A 16,284-nucleotide genomic window follows, 5' to 3' on the forward strand; every position below is an offset into this window, starting at 1 on the left:
GAAGATCCGATGAGCGCACCAACATCCGCGCCCGGCGGCACTGACACCTCGATGGCCGATCCCATCGTTCGGATCATCGACCTCCACAAGAGCTTCGGACCGGTCGAGGTCCTCAAGGGCGTCGACCTGGAGGTGCACCGCGGCCAGGTGGTCGTCATCCTCGGGCGGTCCGGCTCGGGCAAGAGCACCATGCTGCGGTGTGTCAATCACCTCGAGCGCCCGTCCAGCGGCACCGTCGTCGTGGACGGCGAGGTGATCGGTTACCGCGTCAAGGGTGACAAGCTGCACGAACTGCCGTCGGCGGCCATCGCGAGGCAGCGCACCAAGACCGGCATGGTCTTCCAGGCCTACAACCTCTTTCCGCACATGACGGTGCTGGAGAACCTCATCGAAGCGCCGCGCCGCGTCAAAGGCGTGAACAAGGCCGAGGCCGTGGAAGACGCACTGCAGGCGTTGGAGGAGGTCGGCATGGCCCACAAGGCCGATGTCTACCCCAGCACCTTGTCCGGCGGCCAGCAGCAGCGCGTGGCGATCGCGCGTGCCCTGGTCATGAAGCCCAGCGTCATGCTTTTCGACGAGCCGACCTCAGCCCTGGACCCCGAGCTGGTCGGTGAGGTGCTGAATGTCATGAAGCGGCTGGCGACCAGCGGTATGACGATGATCGTGGTCACCCATGAGATCGGCTTCGCCCGTGGCGTCGCCGACGAAGTGGTCTTCATGTCCGAGGGCCGGCTCGTCGAGAAGGGCCCACCGTCCCAGGTCATCGACGCACCCGTCCACGAGTCCACGCGCACCTTCATCGACAGCATCCTTTGAATCCTCCCCTCCCTGAAGGAGATTCCTCAACCTCCAGGGCTGATCGGGGATTTCTAGCTCACGCTGCCAGGTGGGGCAGCGCCCGACCTGGTGTTACGCGATCAGCACTAGCCGGGTTGAGACCTGCCCGGGCCAGCATCACGTGTGCGGAGTTCTTGTCCCGGGGGGACACGGCTCCACACGCGGTGCAGGCATACGTTCGCTCCGAGAGAGGCAGTGCGTGCTTGGTTCTCGCTCCGCACTGTGCGCAGTCCATCGTGGTGTGCGCGGGGTGTACCAGGTGGACGATGCGGCCGTGCTTGCGGCCCATCTCGATCAGGGCCTGCTTGGTGGCGCCGATCGCCGCGTCGGCGGCCTTGCGCGCCATGGTGGTCTTGGCCAGGAACTTCGGCCGGAAGTCCTCCACGGCGATGGCGTCGTGGTCGCGGACTACGGCCTTGGCCCACTTGCGGCCGGTGTCCTGCCGCTGCCGGGCCACCTTCTTGCATGCCTTGGAGCGCAGCTTCTTCGCCTCGCGGTAGCCCTTCGATCCGGCCTGCCCCTGCTTCGGCTTGCGCCGGGCCATCATCCGGTCGTACCGGGTCAGCTTCGTCTGGGCCTTCTTCCCGTGCTCGGCGTGGGGCAGGTCGTGCGCGTCGCTGGTGGTGGTCGCAGTCTCCTTCACGCCCCAGTCGATGGCGATCACCGCGCCCGTTTCGCGCAGCGGCTCGACCTCGGCAGGGACGACGAAGCTGACGTGCCAGTGCCCGACGCTGTCCTGATAGACACGGACGCTGGACGGTTCAGCCGGGAGCTCCCGCGACCACACGGGCATCAGCACGATCCCGCCCGCGAGGTGCAACTTGCCATCCTTGAGACGGAAGCCGCGCTTGGTGTAGTTGAGCGTGGGCAGCGCCTCGCGCTTCTTCTTCCACTTCGGCATCCCGGCCCGGCGGTGCATGGGCAGCCGTTCCTTGATGTCCTTCTGCGCCTTGGCCTTGGACCTGCCGAAGTCGCGGATCAACTGCTGCTGCGAAACGCTGGATCCTTCACGCAGCCACGCGTTCGCCTTCCGGGCTTCGGTCAGCATTTTGTCCAGCTGAGCCGGACCGCAGGTCTGCTTGTCCACGCCTTCAGGCCGGTTCTTGTTCCAGAGGTGCGTCTGCTTCGACTTCGCGCAGCACTCGTTCCAGATCCACCGGCACCGGTCCCACTCCGCCATCAGCGCGGTGCGGGCGGTGGACGACACACGCACACGGAAAGTGTACCGAGCGTGCCCCGCTCCGTCGGCCCCAGCCGCTTCCGCCACGCCCTCACCGCCGTCCACGTTCCGGCCCCCCGAGCCCTGCCGGATGACCATACGTGCGAGGTCCGCACACCCACGCCCCTCTCCCGCCACAGTCACCCCCATCGGCGAACACGGGCACACACGTTCGCCTACACCCCGGCTCCGCCGGACAAGCCTCAGCGGCGCTTCGCGCCCGGAAAGCAGGATGCGGCGACGCCCCGCGTCGCTGTCACGGGTTGCGGAGCCATGGCCCTCGCCGGATGCGGAACCCTGGCCGGGTCAAGGCATGCTCCTCGCCGCTGATGCTCGGCTCCCCCACGAGGCCGTATGCCCCATGTGCCCAGCCTGCGCCCTGGGGCTCCTCGGGGCACCGCGCGCTGACGGTGACGCCTCCATGGCGCCGAGCACATCGCGCAGCCCACGGCCCCCGAAGCTCCACACGCTTCAACACCGGTTGGGAATCCCCCTGGTGGGGCCGCTCGAGTATGCGTCCACGCCGCACCGCCGACTGACAGACGACCGTCCTCCCGGGCCAGGCTCGCTTCCCGTCACCGGGCATCGAAACCAAAGCCCACTAAGGCCCCATCACTCACTGACGCATCCTCGGCCGTCGTAGAAACAAGGCCAACAGCCATTACCACGTCACCAGCCCCGCTCCTTCAAGGAGAGGGGCTGGTGACGTCTGATTACCCGCACACGCCTTCCGGGCGCGGGGCACTCACATGGAAGTCAGCCCACCGTCGATCGGCAGCAACTGCCCGGTGATGTAGCGGGCCCAGTCGGAGGCCAGGAATACGACGGAAGGAGCGATGTCCTCGGCCGTTCCCTGTCGGCCCAGGGGGATCTGCTGCTGGACGAGCCGGTCCAGTTCGGTCGGGCTGAGATGGCCGAGGAGAGGATCGTTGAAGCCGGTCTCGATCCATCCCGGGCAGACGCAGTTGACGCGGACGCCGTGCTGGGCGTAGTCGATCGCGAGCTGTCGGGTCAGGTTGATCAGCGCGCCCTTGGACGAGTTGTAGGCGACCGCGGTGGGTTCGCCGATCATGCCCGAGACGGACGCGGTGATGACGATGGCACCGCTCCGCTGGTTGACCATGTGGGGGAGGGCGGCGCGGGCGGTGAGGAAGGTTCCGCGCACATTGACCTCGTAGGTCCTGTCCCACTCCTCGAACGTCTGGGTGAGTGCCGTACCGGCGACGAGGACCCCGGCGTTCGCGTGCACGATGTCCAGACGGCCGTGGGTGGCGACGATCTCGTCCACGGAGCGTTGCAGGCCAGGCCAGTCGGTGACGTCGGCGGTGACGGCGGACCCCGTTCCGCCGGCGTCCTTGATGAGGTGTGCGGTCTCGGCCGCGCCGTCGGGATCGATGTCGGCGGCGACGACGGTGGCGCCCGACTCGGCCAGCGCGAGGGCACTCGCCCTGCCGATGCCGTGACCGGCGCCGGTCACGAGCGCCACCTGTCCGGACAGGGAGATCTGACTCATCGTCACCGCACACCTCCGGGGGTCTCGGTTTCGGTTTCGGATTCCGGTTCTGTCGCGGTCTTCGTCGTCGTGGACAGCGGGGTACGGAGATCAGGGATGGCGGCGCCGCGGAAGCCGTAGTAGATGAAGCCGGCCAGGACCACGACCGCCAGTACGGTCCAGTCGACGGGTATCTGGTTCAGCACGCTCAGGCCGAGGTCGAGCGCGCCGTCCGTCTGGTCCGGCGTCGGGTTGGTGACGGCGCGCGGCCAGAAGAGGTTGACCAGCATGAGCAGTTCGAAGGCGATGGCGACGACGGTCACCGGCAGGCCCCAGCCGCGCAGCCGGAACGGAGCGGGCGCACTCGGCCAGCCCTTGGTCCTGGCCCGCAGGAGGGCGAGGTTCGCCATCAGGTAGGCGACGTAGGTGACCGCGGTGGCCGCGATCGCGACGACCGCGGCGGACTTGTACTGGAGCAGGAAGATCCCTGCCAGCACAGCGGCCACGACGCAGGCTCCCACGGGCGTGCCGAGCTTCGGATGCACGCTGGAGTACCTGGTGGAGAGCGGCAGTTGCTTGTCCCGGGCCATGCCGAACAGCAGACGGCTGAAGGACATCATGATGGCCAGGCAGGTCACGAACACGGCCACGTTGACGATGACGAGATACGCGGTCGCCAGAGCCGGCGACAGGTTCTGCTCGATGATCTGGACAGGGCCGGTCCCCGAGTCCATGGCCTCGGCGATGCTGCCCGGGACGGTGATGAGCAGCGCCAGCAGGAAGATGCCGCCCGTGACGAACGCGCCGACGAGCGAGACGATGACCGCGCGCGGAGCCAGTGTGCGGGGGCTGTGCGACTCCTCGGCCAGGGTCGAGGCGGTGTCCATTCCGTAGAGGACCCACAGGCCGACGAACAGGGCCACCCCCAGCCCGCCCAGGGAGAAGCCGTGACCTCCGGTGTCGGTGACGACACTGACCGAGTGATGGGGGTGGAAGACGACCAGGACGGCGGCGAACACCACCAGGGCGAGCAACTCGACCGCGACACCGATGTTGTTGATCGCGGCCGCGATCTTCACGCCGAACACGTTGAGCAGCAGACAGAGCACGAGAGTGAGGCCGGCGATGGCCTGCTGCTGGCCGAGCGTTCCCTCGATGTTCCACCCCAGCTGCCGCAGCAGCGGTACGAGAACCGCCGGCATCGTCGCGATGACCGCGGCGGTCGTCAGCGCGCCGGCCCAGACGTAGATCCAGCCGGCGAACCAGGCGTAGCGCTTGCTCGGGCTGAGGAACTTGGTCCACTGGAAGACGGAGCCCGCGAGGGGGTAGTGGCTCGCCATCTCGGCGAAGGCGAGCGCCACGAACAACTGCCCGACGAAGACGATCGGCCACGACCAGAACACCGCGCCGCCGAGGGCGCTGAACCCGATGACGAACACTCCGAAGATGCCGGTGGTCGGGGACATGTAGCTGAACGCCGCGGAGAAGGTGCTGGCGAAGCCGAGACCCCGACGGAGTTGCTGGTCGTAGCCGAACTGTTCGAGATCCTGGTCCTCGTTCCCCTGAGGTTCGTGCTCGGAGAACTCGGCCCGGCCCGGTGGATTCTGCATGCTCCGCCCCACTCCTTGTGGATGATCCCGGATCTCGGATTGCGAATCACAGATCACATCCGCCGAGATGGCTCTGCCTGAAGATTGATATATCAGGAGTAGGGGTCAGATATTTCAGAGCCATGTCAAACATGTCAATGCCCGGCGCCACTGCCCCGCGCCACTCCCGGCGCTACTGCCCCGCGCTGCCGCCCCGCGGTTCAGATGGCGGCGCGAATCGCCTGTTCGAAGCCCTCGACGTGGCTGCGGGCGAGCAGAGCCGCCCGGTCGGGGTCGCCGGCGACGATCGCCTCGATCAGCGGTCCGTGTTCCTCGACATGGCCGGCCATGCCGGGCAGGCGGTCGATGAACAGGCACCAGATGCGGGTGGCGAGGTTGTCGTGGCGGACGAGGGTGTCCTCCAGGTACGGGTTGTGCGTGGCGGCGTAGGTGGCGCGGTGTACCCGGAGGTCCAGGCGCATCAGCTCGGCGGCGTCGGGCCGACGGGATTCCACGCTCTCCAGGTCCCGCAGTACGGCCGTCAGGGTCGCCCGGTCCGTGGCCGTGGCGCGTCGCGCGGCCTGGGCGGCGGCCAGGGGTTCCAGCTCCTGGCGCACCTCGGAGATGTGGGCCAGGTCGGTGATGTTGACGTCGGTGGCGAAGGTGCCGCGCCGGGGGTACGTCGTGATCAGCCGCTCGTACTGGAGCCGCTTGAGCGCCTCGCGCACCGGGGTCCGTCCGACGCCGAGGGACTGGGCCAGCTGGTCCTCGTTGATCGGCGCGCCGGGTCGGATGTCGAGCATCACGAGCTGGTCGCGGATGGCGCGGTAGGCGCGCTCGGCGAGGGAGAGTTCCTCGCCGCTCCCGAGCTCGGTCGCCACGTTCTGCATGAGGCCCCCTTGACCTGTCGAGCAAGCTCCCATACGTTACCGCACAGACTGATATATCAATTGCTCATTAGTTGACTCCCAGGATGGTGCACAGATGGCAACGGCCCCGTCGACCACCACGGTCACCACCGCGGTCACCTCCTCGCTCTCCCTCCCGCTCAGCGAGCTCGACCCGGATGTCGCCATCGCCGTCGACGCCGAACTCCACCGCCAGCAGTCCACCCTCGAAATGATCGCCTCCGAGAACTTCGCCCCGGCCGCGGTCATGGAGGCCCAGGGTTCGGTCCTGACCAACAAGTACGCCGAGGGCTACCCGGGCCGCCGCTACTACGGCGGCTGCGAACACGTCGACGTCATCGAGCAGTTGGCCATCGACCGGGTGAAGGAACTGTTCGGCGCCGAGGCCGCGAACGTGCAGCCCCACTCGGGCGCCCAGGCCAACGCGGCCGCGATGTTCGCGCTGCTCCAGCCCGGCGACACGATCCTCGGCCTCGACCTGGCGCACGGCGGTCATCTGACCCACGGCATGCGCATCAACTACTCCGGCAAGTTGTACAACGTCGTGCCGTACCACGTGCGCGAGTCCGATCTGCGCATCGACATGGACGAGGTCGAGCAGCTCGCTCGCGAGCACCGGCCCAAGATGATCGTTGCCGGTTGGTCGGCCTACCCCCGCCGCCTTGACTTCGCCGCGTTCCGGCGGATCGCCGACGAGGTGGGCGCGTATCTGATGGTGGACATGGCGCACTTCGCCGGGCTGGTGGCCGCGGGCCTCCACCCGAACCCGGTGCCGTACGCCGACGTCGTGACGACCACCACGCACAAGACCCTCGGCGGCCCGCGCGGCGGTGTGATCCTCAGCCGTGCCGACCTGGCCAAGAAGATCAACTCCGCGGTGTTCCCGGGCCAGCAGGGCGGCCCGTTGGAGCACGTCATCGCGGCGAAAGCGGTGGCCTTCAAGGTCGCGGCCGGAGAGGAGTTCAAGGAGCGTCAGCAGCGCACCCTGGACGGCGCCCGCATCCTCGCCGGCCGACTGCTGGCCGACGATGTCGCCGAGGCCGGGATCACGGTGCTGACCGGCGGCACCGAAGTCCACCTGGTCCTCGTCGACCTGCGGAACTCCGCGCTCGACGGGCAGCAGGCCGAGGACCGGCTGCACCGCATCGGCATCACCGTCAACCGCAACGCGGTGCCGTTCGACCCCCGCCCGCCGATGGTCTCCTCGGGGCTGCGGATCGGAACCCCGGCCCTGGCCACCCGGGGCTTCGGCGAGGCGGAGTTCCGGGAGGTCGCCGACATCATCGCCCAGGCCCTGAAGGACGAGCAGCTCGGCGACGAGCGCGCGGGCCTGCTGCGCGACCGGGTCGAAAAGCTCGCCGGCGCGTTCCCCCTCTACCCCCACCTGAACGGAGACGCGGCATGACCAGCACGCCGCTGCCGGAGCACCCGGACTGGCTCTGGCGCAATCCCGAGCCGCGCTCCTCGTACGACGTCGTCATCGTCGGCGCGGGAGGCCACGGCCTGGCCACCGCCTACTACCTCGCCAAGAACCACGGCATCACCAACGTCGCCGTCCTGGAGAAGGGCTGGCTGGCCGGCGGCAACATGGCACGCAACACCACGATCATCCGCTCGAACTACCTGTGGGACGAGAGCGCGGCGATCTACGAGTACGCGCTCAAGCTGTGGGAGCAGCTCCCGGAGGAGCTGGACTACGACTTCCTGTTCAGCCAGCGTGGCGTCCTCAACCTCGCGCACACCCTCCAGGACGTCCGCGAGGGCGTGCGCCGCGTCAACGCCAACCGCCTCAACGGAGTCGACGCCCAGTGGCTCGAACCGGACGAGATCGCCGAGGTCTGCCCCATCCTCAACATCTCTCCCCACACCCGGTATCCGGTCCTCGGTGGCACTTTCCAGCCGCGGGCCGGCATCGCCAAGCACGACCACGTCGCCTGGGCGCTGGCCCGCCGAGCCGACGAGATGGGCGTGGACCTGATCCAGGGGTGCGAGGTCACCGGCTTCCTCAAGGACGGCGACCGGGTCGTGGGCGTCGAGACCAGCCGCGGGCGCATCCTCGCCGGCCGGGTCGGCCTCGCGGCCGCCGGGCACAGCAGCGTGCTGGCCGAGCGGGCCGGCGTCCGGTTGCCGGTGCAGTCGCATCCGTTGCAGGCGCTGGTCTCCGAGCTGCACGAGCCGGTGCACCCCACCGTGGTGATGTCGAACCACGTGCACGTCTACGTCTCCCAGGCCCACAAGGGCGAGCTGGTGATGGGCGCGGGCGTCGACGCCTACAACGGCTACGGGCAGCGCGGCTCCTTCCACGTGATCGAGCAGCAGATGGCCGCCGCCGTCGAACTGTTCCCCGTCTTCGCCCGCGCCCACGTGCTGCGGACCTGGGGCGGCATCGTCGACGTCACCCCGGACGCCTCCCCGATCATCGGCACCACCCCCGTCGAGAACCTCTACGTCAACTGCGGCTGGGGCACCGGCGGATTCAAGGCCACCCCGGCCGCCGGCTGGACATTCGCGCACACCATCGCCACGGGCGAGCCGCATCCGCTGAACGCCCCCTTCGCCCTCGAACGTTTCGCGACGGGCGCACTGATCGACGAACACGGCGCCGCGGCCGTGGCCCACTGAGGAGGACACCGTGCTGCTGATCACCTGCCCATGGTGCGGGCCGCGGGACGAGAGCGAGTACCACTACGGAGGACAGGCCCATGTGCCCTACCCCGAGAAGCCTGCGGACCTCACCGACGAGCAGTGGGCCGAGTACGTCTTCTACCGCGACAACCCCAAGGGCCGCTTCGCCGAGCGGTGGATGCACAGCATCGGCTGCCGCCGCTGGTTCAACGTCCTGCGCGACACCGCCACCCACGAGGTACTGACCTCCTACCGGCTCGACGAGCCCCGCCCCGAACTGCCCCAGGCCGGAGGGAACCGATGACCGACCAGCAATGCCGGCTCCGCCAAGGGGGCCGCATCGACCGCGGCACCGTATTGCGGTTCACCGTCGACGGGCGGGAACTGACCGGCCACCCCGGAGACACCGTCGCTTCGGCGATGCTCGCGAACGGACTCGTCGAGGTCGCTCCCTCGCTCTACCGCGGCCGCCCGCGCGGCATCGTCGCCGCGGGTGTCGAGGAGCCCAACGCCCTGCTGCAGATCGACGGCCCGTACGCGGAGGGCATGCTCCCGGCCACGACCGTAGAGCTGTACGACGGCCTGTCCGCCACCACGCTGTCCGGGATGGGCCGGCTCGACCCGGGCTCCGATCCCGCCGTCTACGACAAGAAGTACGTCCACACCGACGTCCTGGTCGTCGGCGCCGGACCGGCCGGACTCGCGGCCGCCGCCGCTGCCGCCGGCTCCGGCGCCCGCGTGATCCTCGTCGACGACCAGCCCGAGCCCGGCGGTTCACTGCTCTCCGGGCGCACCGAGAGGGTCGGCGCGCAGAGCGCCCTCGAGTGGGTCGCCGAAGTCCGCGCGGCACTCGACGCCGCGCCCGAGGTCGTCGTCCTGCAGCGCACCACGGCCTTCGGGTCATACGACGACAACTATGTGCTGGCCCTGCAGCGGCGCACCGACCATCTCGGAGCCGACGCCCCCGAACCGTCCGCAGGTGTCTCGCGCCAGCGGCTGTGGCACATACGGGCCCGTCAGATGGTCGTGGCGACCGGTGCCCACGAGCGTCCGCTGGTCTTCGCCGGCAACGACCGCCCCGGGGTGATGCTCGCCGGGGCCGTACGCTCGTACCTCAACCGATACGCCGTGGCCCCGGGCTCGCGGGCCGTGGTGGGCACGACCAACGACAGCGCCTATGACACGGTCGCCGATCTCCACGCCGCCGGGATCGACATCGCCGCCGTCGTGGACGCGCGCCCCGAGTTGTCCCACCGGGCCGCCGAGGTCGCTGTGGCGACCGGGGTGCGGGTGCTGACGGGCAGTGCTGTGGTCGATACGGCGGGCGAAGGCCGGCTCACCGGCGTCACCGTCCAGCCTCTCGACGAGAGCGGTCAACTCGCCGGTGAACCACGATCGTTCGACTGTGATCTGCTCGCCGTCTCGGGCGGATGGAGCCCGGTGGTGCACCTGCACAGCCAGCGCCAGGGCCGGCTGCGCTGGGACGAGGACCTGGTCGCCTTCGTCCCCGACGGCACCGTACGGGACCAGCAGGTCGTGGGTGCGGCCCGTGGGACGTACGACCTCGACGGCTGTCTGGCCGAAGGGGCGCGAGCCGGTGCGCGCGCCGCGACGGACGCCGGGTTCCCGGTTCCCGTACCGTCGCCCGGCGATGCGCGGTCCGGAGCCGGCCCGACGCGTGCACTGTGGCTGGTGCCCGCCCCCGACGGCGAACCCGGCAGCTGGGACACCCACTTCGTCGACCTGCAGCGCGACGTCACCGTCGCCGACGTCTGGCGGTCCACCGGCGCGGGCATGCGCGGTGTCGAACACGTCAAGCGCTACACCTCGCTCGGCACGGCGGGCGACCAGGGCAAGACGTCCGGCGTCAACGCGATCGGTGTGATCGCCGAGGCCCTCGGCGCGGGTGCGTCGCCCGGAGAGATCGGCACCACGGCCTACCGGGCGCCGTACACGCCGGTGGGCTTCGCCGCCCTGGCCGGTCGTGAGCGCGGCGAGCTGTTCGACCCTGAGCGCACTACATCCATCCACGGCTGGCATGTGGCCCACGGAGCGGTGTTCGAGGACGTCGGGCAGTGGAAGCGTCCCTGGTACTTCCCCCGGCCCGGTGAGGACATGGACACGGCCGTGGCCCGCGAATGCCGCGCGGCCCGTGAGGGGGTGGCGTTCATGGATGCCTCCACCCTCGGCAAGATCGAGATCTGGGGCGCGGACGCGGGCGAGTTCCTCAACCGCATCTATACCAACGCCTTCAAGAAGCTCAAGCCCGGGCTCGCCCGCTACGGCGTGATGTGCAAGCCCGACGGCATGATCTTCGACGACGGTGTGACGCTGCGCCTCGAGGAGAACCGCTACTTCATGACCACCACGACCGGCGGCGCCGCCGCGGTCCTGGACTGGCTGGAGGAGTGGCTGCAGACCGAGTGGCCCGAACTCGACGTCCACTGCACCTCGGTGACCGAGCAGTGGTCGACGATCGCCGTCGTCGGCCCGCAGTCGCGCCAGGTCGTCGCTCAGCTCGCCCCCGACGTCGACCTGTCCGCCGAGGGGTTCCCCTTCATGGCCTTCCGCGAAACGACGCTGGCCTCCGGCATCCCGGCCCGCATCTGCCGGATCTCCTTCTCCGGCGAACTCGCCTACGAGATCAACGTCTCCGCGTGGTACGGCCTGGCCGTCTGGGAGCAGGTGTACGAGGCCGGGCAGCCGTACGGCATCACCCCGTACGGCACCGAGACCATGCACGTCCTGCGGGCCGAAAAGGGCTACATCATCGTCGGCCAGGACACCGACGGCACCGTCACCCCGCAGGACGCGGGCATGTCCTGGGTGGTCTCGAAGCAGAAGGACTTCATCGGCAAGCGCTCCTTCTCCCGCGCCGACACCTCCCGCACCGACCGCAAGCAGCTGGTCGGCCTGCTGTCGGCCGACCGCACGACCCGGCTGCCCGAGGGCACCCAACTCGTCGCACCCGACGTACCCATCACCCCCGAGGCCGGGCCGGTGCCGATGCTCGGCCACGTCACCTCCAGCTACCACAGCCCGGCCCTCGGCCGCCCCTTCGCCCTCGCCCTCGTCGCCGACGGGCGGGCAAGGATCGGCGAGATGCTGCTCGCCCCGGTGGGCGAGGACCTGGTGCCCGTCGAGGTGGCCGACTTCGTCCTCTACGACCCCGAAGGGACCAAGCGAGATGGCTGAGCCGACGAGCGACACAGGAGCAGGCCCGGTGGCCCTCCGCACCAGCTCCCTGGCACATCTGGAGGAGCGGATGCGTGCCGCCACCGTCACCGGCGCCCGCGGCGTCGCGCTGACCGAGTGGCCGTTCATCACCATGGTGAACCTGCGCGTCGACCCCACTTCCGAAGCGGCCGACCACATCGAGAAGGCCCTGGGGGCACCACTCCCCCGGCAGTGCGGCCACACCACCGCGTCCGCCCCCCACACGGTCGTCTGGCTCGGCCCCGACGAATGGCTCGTACTGTCCCAGGCCGAAGAGACCGCTGTGGCCGCCGAGTTGCGGGAAGCACTCGCAGGAGCCCCGGGCTCGGTCGTGGACGTCTCGGCGAACCGCACCACGCTGGAGCTGAGCGGCCCGGCCGCCCGGCAGGTACTGGAGAAAGGCTGTCCACTGGACCTGCATCCCCGGGCCTTCGGTCCCGGCCAGGCGGTGTCGACCACGGTGGGCCCTGTTGCGGTCCTGCTCTGGCAGGTCGACGACACCCCGACGTACCGGCTCTTCCCGCGGTCCTCGTTCGCCGACTACCTGGCCCGCTGGCTCATCGACGCGATGAGCGAGTACCGCGGCCCGGAGATCCCCTGATGGCGTTGAGCGCGTTCGATCTGTACTCGGTCGGCATCGGCCCTTCCTCCTCCCACACAGTGGGTCCGATGCGGGCGGCCCGACGCTTCGTCAGGCTCCTCGACGGTGAGGGGCTGCTGCCCTCCGTCAGCCGAGTGCGGGCCGATCTGTTCGGGTCGCTCGGCACGACCTGGCCACGGCACGGCTCGGACAACGCAGTTGCGCCCGGCGTACAAGGAAACCGCCCGCGGCGGCCTCGCCGTCAACGTCATCGAATGCTGACACAATGACTGATTCCCTGGCTTCCGCCACCTCCCCCGCCCACTCGCCGACCGACGGCGCCGCGGCACCGGTCGAGCACGTTCTCACCATCGACTGCCCCGAGGCTCCCGGCATCGTCCATGCCGTCTCGCGGTTCCTGGTCGAGCACGGCAGCGACATCATCGACAACCAGCAGTTCGGCGACCGCCGCGACGGCCACTTCTTCATGCGGGTGCACTTCGCCACCCTCGGCAGCGAGAACACCACGCAGACCCTGCGCCGGGACTTCGCCGCCGTGGCGCCACCCTTCGCCATGCGGTGGCACCTCGAACCGGTCAGCACCCGGCGCCGCGTGCTGGTCATGGTGTCCCGCTACGGCCACTGCCTCAACGACCTGCTCTTCCGCACCCGCAGCGGTGACCTGCCCATCGATGTGGTCGCCGTGGTCTCCAACCACCGCGACCACGAGGCGCTCGTCGCCTGGCATGACATCCCGTTCTTCCACCTGCCGGTCACCGCCGCGACCAAACCCGAGGCCGAAGCCCGACTCCAGGAGATCATCGACTCGTTCGACGTCGACCTGGTCGTGCTGGCGCGCTACATGCAGGTGCTCTCCGACGACCTGTGCACCCGCCTGGCCGGCCGGATGATCAACATCCACCACTCGTTCCTGCCCAGCTTCAAGGGCGCCAAGCCCTACCACCAGGCGCACGACCGCGGCGTCAAGCTCGTCGGCGCGACAGCCCACTACGTCACCGCCGACCTCGACGAAGGCCCGATCATCGCCCAGGAGGTCATCGACGTCGACCACAGCCACACCCCCGACGACCTGGCCGCCATCGGCCGCGACGCGGAGTCGGCAGCCCTGGCCCGGGCGGTCCGGTGGCACTGCGAAGGCCGGGTATTCGTCCAGGGCAGGCGCACGGTGGTCCTGCGCTGACAGTCGGACACCTCCATCAGAGCGCACGCCTTGTAGCGCGGTCGGCGCAGGGCTAGACCGCTCTGTTCGAGCACGACTGCTGGTCATGCGGCAACGGCGAGGTTGTGCATGTGAGCGACGGGTTGAACGGCGTGATAGAGGCCGTCGCCGTGCTGCCGGCAGTCCCGGAGGATCTTGCGGTTCTTTATGCGGCCGATCACGTGCTCGACGCTGGCGCGGGCCTTTGGGTGCCGCGTCGGGATCGGTGGCCGGTACGCCGCGCCGGTGGAGGAGGGCGCCGCGTCGAGGCGGCTCCGGTCGCCGTCGCAGCGGCCTCCCTGTCAGGGCGCGAGGGATCCGTGCAGGGCGTCGGTGAGGAGGGCGCGGAGGGTTTCTTCGGTGACCGGCCGTGGGTTGGCGTAGGGACGGGTCTGTGCCTGGGCGGTGATCTCGTCGATGTCGCGGTCGGTGAGGCCGAGTTCGGCCAGTGAGCGCGGGGCGCCGAGGTCGGTGGATGCTCGTGCGAGGTACTTGGGTACGTCGTCCGTGGCCAGAGCGCGGCGCAGGGCTTGCTCCGCCGCGGGTGCCGCGGAGAGGTTGACGGCGGTGACGTAGGGGAGCAGGACGGTGTGCGTGGCGGCGTGGGGCAGGTCGAAGGTGCCGCCGAGGATGTGACAGAGCTTGTGGTGCAGGGACATGGTCGTGGCGCCGAGGCACGCCCCGCACAGCCAGGCCCCGCGCAGTGCGTCCGACCGGGCCTCGATGTCCAGGGGGTCGGCGGCGATCACCGGCAGCGCGGCGGCCAGGGAACGTACGCCCTCCTCCGCCATCAGGGACACGATCGGCGAGGTGTCGGGCGCGTACAGGGCCTCCACAGCGTGGGCGATGGCGTTGAAGCCGCTCGTCACCGACACGTCGACGGGGAGGCGGAGGGTGAGGCCGGGGTCGTAGAGCACGCTGCGTGGCAGGACGGCCCGGTCGCGGCCGGTGCGTTTGCGGCCGTGCTCGGTAAGGCCCCAGACAGGGGTCATCTCCGAGCCGGCGTAGGTCGTCGGCACGCTGATCACCGGCAGTCCGGAGGTCAGGGCGATGGCCTTGCCCAGGCCGATGGTGGAGCCGCCGCCGATGGCCAGGCAGCCGTCCGCGCCGACGCCGTGTGCGGCCGCGCGGGCCGCGTCGGCGACCTCGACCGGCACATGCATCCGGGCCTCGGTGAACAGTCCGGCGCACGCATCGCCGAGGAGGCCCGCGGCCTGCTCGGCGAGTGCCCGCTGACCGGGCGTGGACAGCACCAGCAGCCGCCGCAGGCCCAACCTCTCTGCTTCCTCGGCCAGTTGGTGCAGGCTTCCGGCGCCGAAGACCACGCGCATGGGCAGGGCTTCGTACGTGAAAGTCATCGCGTCGCCGCCGATTCCGCAGCGAGGACGATGTCGAACACGGCCTGCGTGAAGGGCACGGTCGCGCCGAAGCGCTCGGCCTCATGCTCGTCGTACGACTCCGCGAAATCGGTGATCAGGCCCCGTTTGACCGCGAAGACGGCGTCGGAGTCGATGTACGGGCTGTCGGCGACGAAGGTGTGGGTGGTGACCGGCCGGTGGGCCTCGGCGCTCGCGATGAAGTGGATGTGGGCGGGCCGGTAGGGGTGCCTGCCGGTGGCGCGCAGCAGGGCTCCCACCGGCCCGTCCGTGGGGATCGGGTAGTGGGAGGGGACGACCGTGCGGAACCAGTAGCGGCCCTCGTCGTCCGTACGGAACAGCCCGCGCCCGTTGCCCGGAGGCTGTATGCCGGGTTGCTGCACGTCGTAGAAGCCTTCCTCGTTGCACTGCCACACGTCGAGTCGGGCGCCCGGCAGCGGGGTGCCGTCGGTGGCGAGCACCCGACCGGAGACCACACAGGGGCGGCCGGTGCCGAGGAGGTCGATGCTGTCGCCGAGGTCTCGGCGGGGGGACTCGGTCATGTGGAACGGGCCGAGGACGGTGCTCTCGGTTCCCTCCCCCACTCCGTTGAGGGTCTCGACGAGCATGGAGACGCCCAGGACGTCGGAGAGCAGGACGAACTCCTGCCGGGTGTCGTCGCACTTCTGCCCGACCTCGGTGAGGAAGCCGATCGCGGCCTCCCACTCCTCCATCGTGGGCTCGACGTCCCGAACGAAGGCATGGAGGTGGCGGGTCAGACTCTGCAGCACCTCCCGCAGACGCTGGTCCTTGGTGTCCCGGAAGCTCTCCACAACCGCGTCGGTGGCGGTCTCGACGGTGAAGTCCATTGCTCTTCCTAGCTGTTCGGGTTGTTCCGGCCGATGAGGTGGTCGGCGAGGCGCAGGGAGGGTTCCTGGTCGAGGGCGTCGGTTCGCGGCGAGCGCGAATATGTGAACCGTAACCCACATTCCAAGGCGAGCAGAGGCTCACATATCGACACCGTGGACGTCAAGATCCTGATCGATGCGCTCGCGCGGGGGCTTGACGGGCCACATCCCATCTGCAAGCTTGAGCTCGTCATCTATGTAAACATAGATTCACCTTTTTGCTTCGCTCTCGACGAACACTGATGAGCTGCGCACCGCCCTGGCCTGGTCGCCCAGCCAGTCGGCGGTTGTACCGCGGTCTTCGGACCCGGCCGTCGCCGCCCTGCACCGGGCGAT

At 69.3% G+C, this 16,284-nt stretch carries 13 protein-coding genes and 2 pseudogenes; 8 read left to right on the top strand and 7 right to left on the bottom strand.

All coding sequences use genetic code 11. The annotated features are described in order from the left end of the window. Nucleotides 1-9 precede the first annotated feature (9 nt). On the top strand, nt 10-816 hold the full coding sequence (locus ACSMXV_RS06725; protein WP_473176797.1) for an amino acid ABC transporter ATP-binding protein: 807 nt from the start codon (nt 10-12) through the stop codon (nt 814-816). A 58-nt stretch (nt 817-874) separates the two neighbouring features. Here the strand turns inward: ACSMXV_RS06725 and ACSMXV_RS06730 are convergent, their stop codons facing one another. From ACSMXV_RS06730 to ACSMXV_RS06745, 4 genes are all read right to left on the bottom strand, one after another. Further along, entirely contained in the window at nt 875-2,104 is a 1,230-nt protein-coding gene (locus ACSMXV_RS06730; RefSeq protein WP_473178844.1) for an RNA-guided endonuclease InsQ/TnpB family protein, read from the bottom strand. 697 nt (nt 2,105-2,801) lie between these two features. Next, entirely contained in the window at nt 2,802-3,569 is a 768-nt protein-coding gene (locus tag ACSMXV_RS06735; protein ID WP_473176798.1) for an SDR family NAD(P)-dependent oxidoreductase, read from the bottom strand. A gap of 2 nt (nt 3,570-3,571) precedes the next feature. Then, nucleotides 3,572-5,158 (bottom strand): APC family permease, encoded by a 1,587-nt coding sequence (locus ACSMXV_RS06740; RefSeq protein ID WP_473176799.1) that lies wholly within the window; start codon nt 5,156-5,158, stop codon nt 3,572-3,574. Nucleotides 5,159-5,358: 200 nt separating this feature from the next. Next, nucleotides 5,359-6,027, bottom strand: a complete 669-nt coding sequence (locus ACSMXV_RS06745) for a GntR family transcriptional regulator (protein WP_473176800.1) — start codon at nt 6,025-6,027, stop codon at nt 5,359-5,361. Between the two features lie 94 nt (nt 6,028-6,121). Between ACSMXV_RS06745 and glyA the strand changes: the two genes are divergently transcribed. The 7 genes and pseudogenes from glyA (at nt 6,122) to purU (ending at nt 13,667) form a co-directional block, all read left to right on the top strand. Then, nucleotides 6,122-7,450 (top strand): serine hydroxymethyltransferase, encoded by a 1,329-nt coding sequence (glyA, locus tag ACSMXV_RS06750; protein ID WP_473176801.1) that lies wholly within the window; start codon nt 6,122-6,124, stop codon nt 7,448-7,450. Further along, the gene (locus tag ACSMXV_RS06755) at nt 7,447-8,667 is read left to right on the top strand and encodes a sarcosine oxidase subunit beta family protein (RefSeq protein WP_473176802.1); all 1,221 of its coding nucleotides are present in this window, start codon (nt 7,447-7,449) and stop codon (nt 8,665-8,667) included. The genes glyA and ACSMXV_RS06755 overlap by 4 nt, the downstream gene beginning before the upstream one ends. Nucleotides 8,668-8,677: 10 nt before the next feature. Further along, a complete protein-coding gene (locus ACSMXV_RS06760) occupies nt 8,678-8,974 on the top strand; it encodes a sarcosine oxidase subunit delta (RefSeq protein WP_473176803.1) in 297 nt (98 codons plus the stop codon). Further along, on the top strand, nt 8,971-11,865 hold the full coding sequence (locus ACSMXV_RS06765; RefSeq protein WP_473176804.1) for a sarcosine oxidase subunit alpha family protein: 2,895 nt from the start codon (nt 8,971-8,973) through the stop codon (nt 11,863-11,865). Before ACSMXV_RS06760 ends, ACSMXV_RS06765 begins: the two co-directional genes overlap by 4 nt. Next, nucleotides 11,858-12,487 carry a sarcosine oxidase subunit gamma gene (locus tag ACSMXV_RS06770; protein ID WP_473176805.1) on the top strand — a complete coding sequence of 210 codons (630 nt, stop codon included), beginning with the start codon at nt 11,858-11,860 and terminating at the stop codon, nt 12,485-12,487. Before ACSMXV_RS06765 ends, ACSMXV_RS06770 begins: the two co-directional genes overlap by 8 nt. Further along, nucleotides 12,487-12,717, top strand: a pseudogene (locus ACSMXV_RS06775) (serine dehydratase beta chain); the annotation flags it as partial. The gene ACSMXV_RS06770 and the pseudogene ACSMXV_RS06775, both read left to right, overlap by 1 nt. Nucleotides 12,718-12,752: 35 nt before the next feature. Further along, entirely contained in the window at nt 12,753-13,667 is a 915-nt protein-coding gene (gene purU, locus ACSMXV_RS06780; protein WP_473176806.1) for a formyltetrahydrofolate deformylase, read from the top strand. 83 nt (nt 13,668-13,750) lie between these two features. Here the strand turns inward: purU and ACSMXV_RS06785 are convergent. The 3 genes and pseudogenes from ACSMXV_RS06785 to ACSMXV_RS06795 all read right to left on the bottom strand — a co-directional run. Next, nucleotides 13,751-13,897 (bottom strand): annotated as a pseudogene (locus ACSMXV_RS06785) (IS5/IS1182 family transposase); the annotation flags it as partial. Nucleotides 13,898-13,987: 90 nt separating this feature from the next. Next, nucleotides 13,988-15,043, bottom strand: coding sequence for a maleylacetate reductase (locus ACSMXV_RS06790; protein WP_473176807.1), 1,056 nt, complete (start codon nt 15,041-15,043; stop codon nt 13,988-13,990). Beyond that, the gene (locus ACSMXV_RS06795) at nt 15,040-15,909 is read right to left on the bottom strand and encodes a dioxygenase family protein (RefSeq protein ID WP_473176808.1); all 870 of its coding nucleotides are present in this window, start codon (nt 15,907-15,909) and stop codon (nt 15,040-15,042) included. The genes ACSMXV_RS06790 and ACSMXV_RS06795 overlap by 4 nt, the downstream gene beginning before the upstream one ends. Nucleotides 15,910-16,284 lie beyond the last annotated feature (375 nt).

This window comes from Streptomyces sp. DSM 42067 (assembly GCF_055792885.1).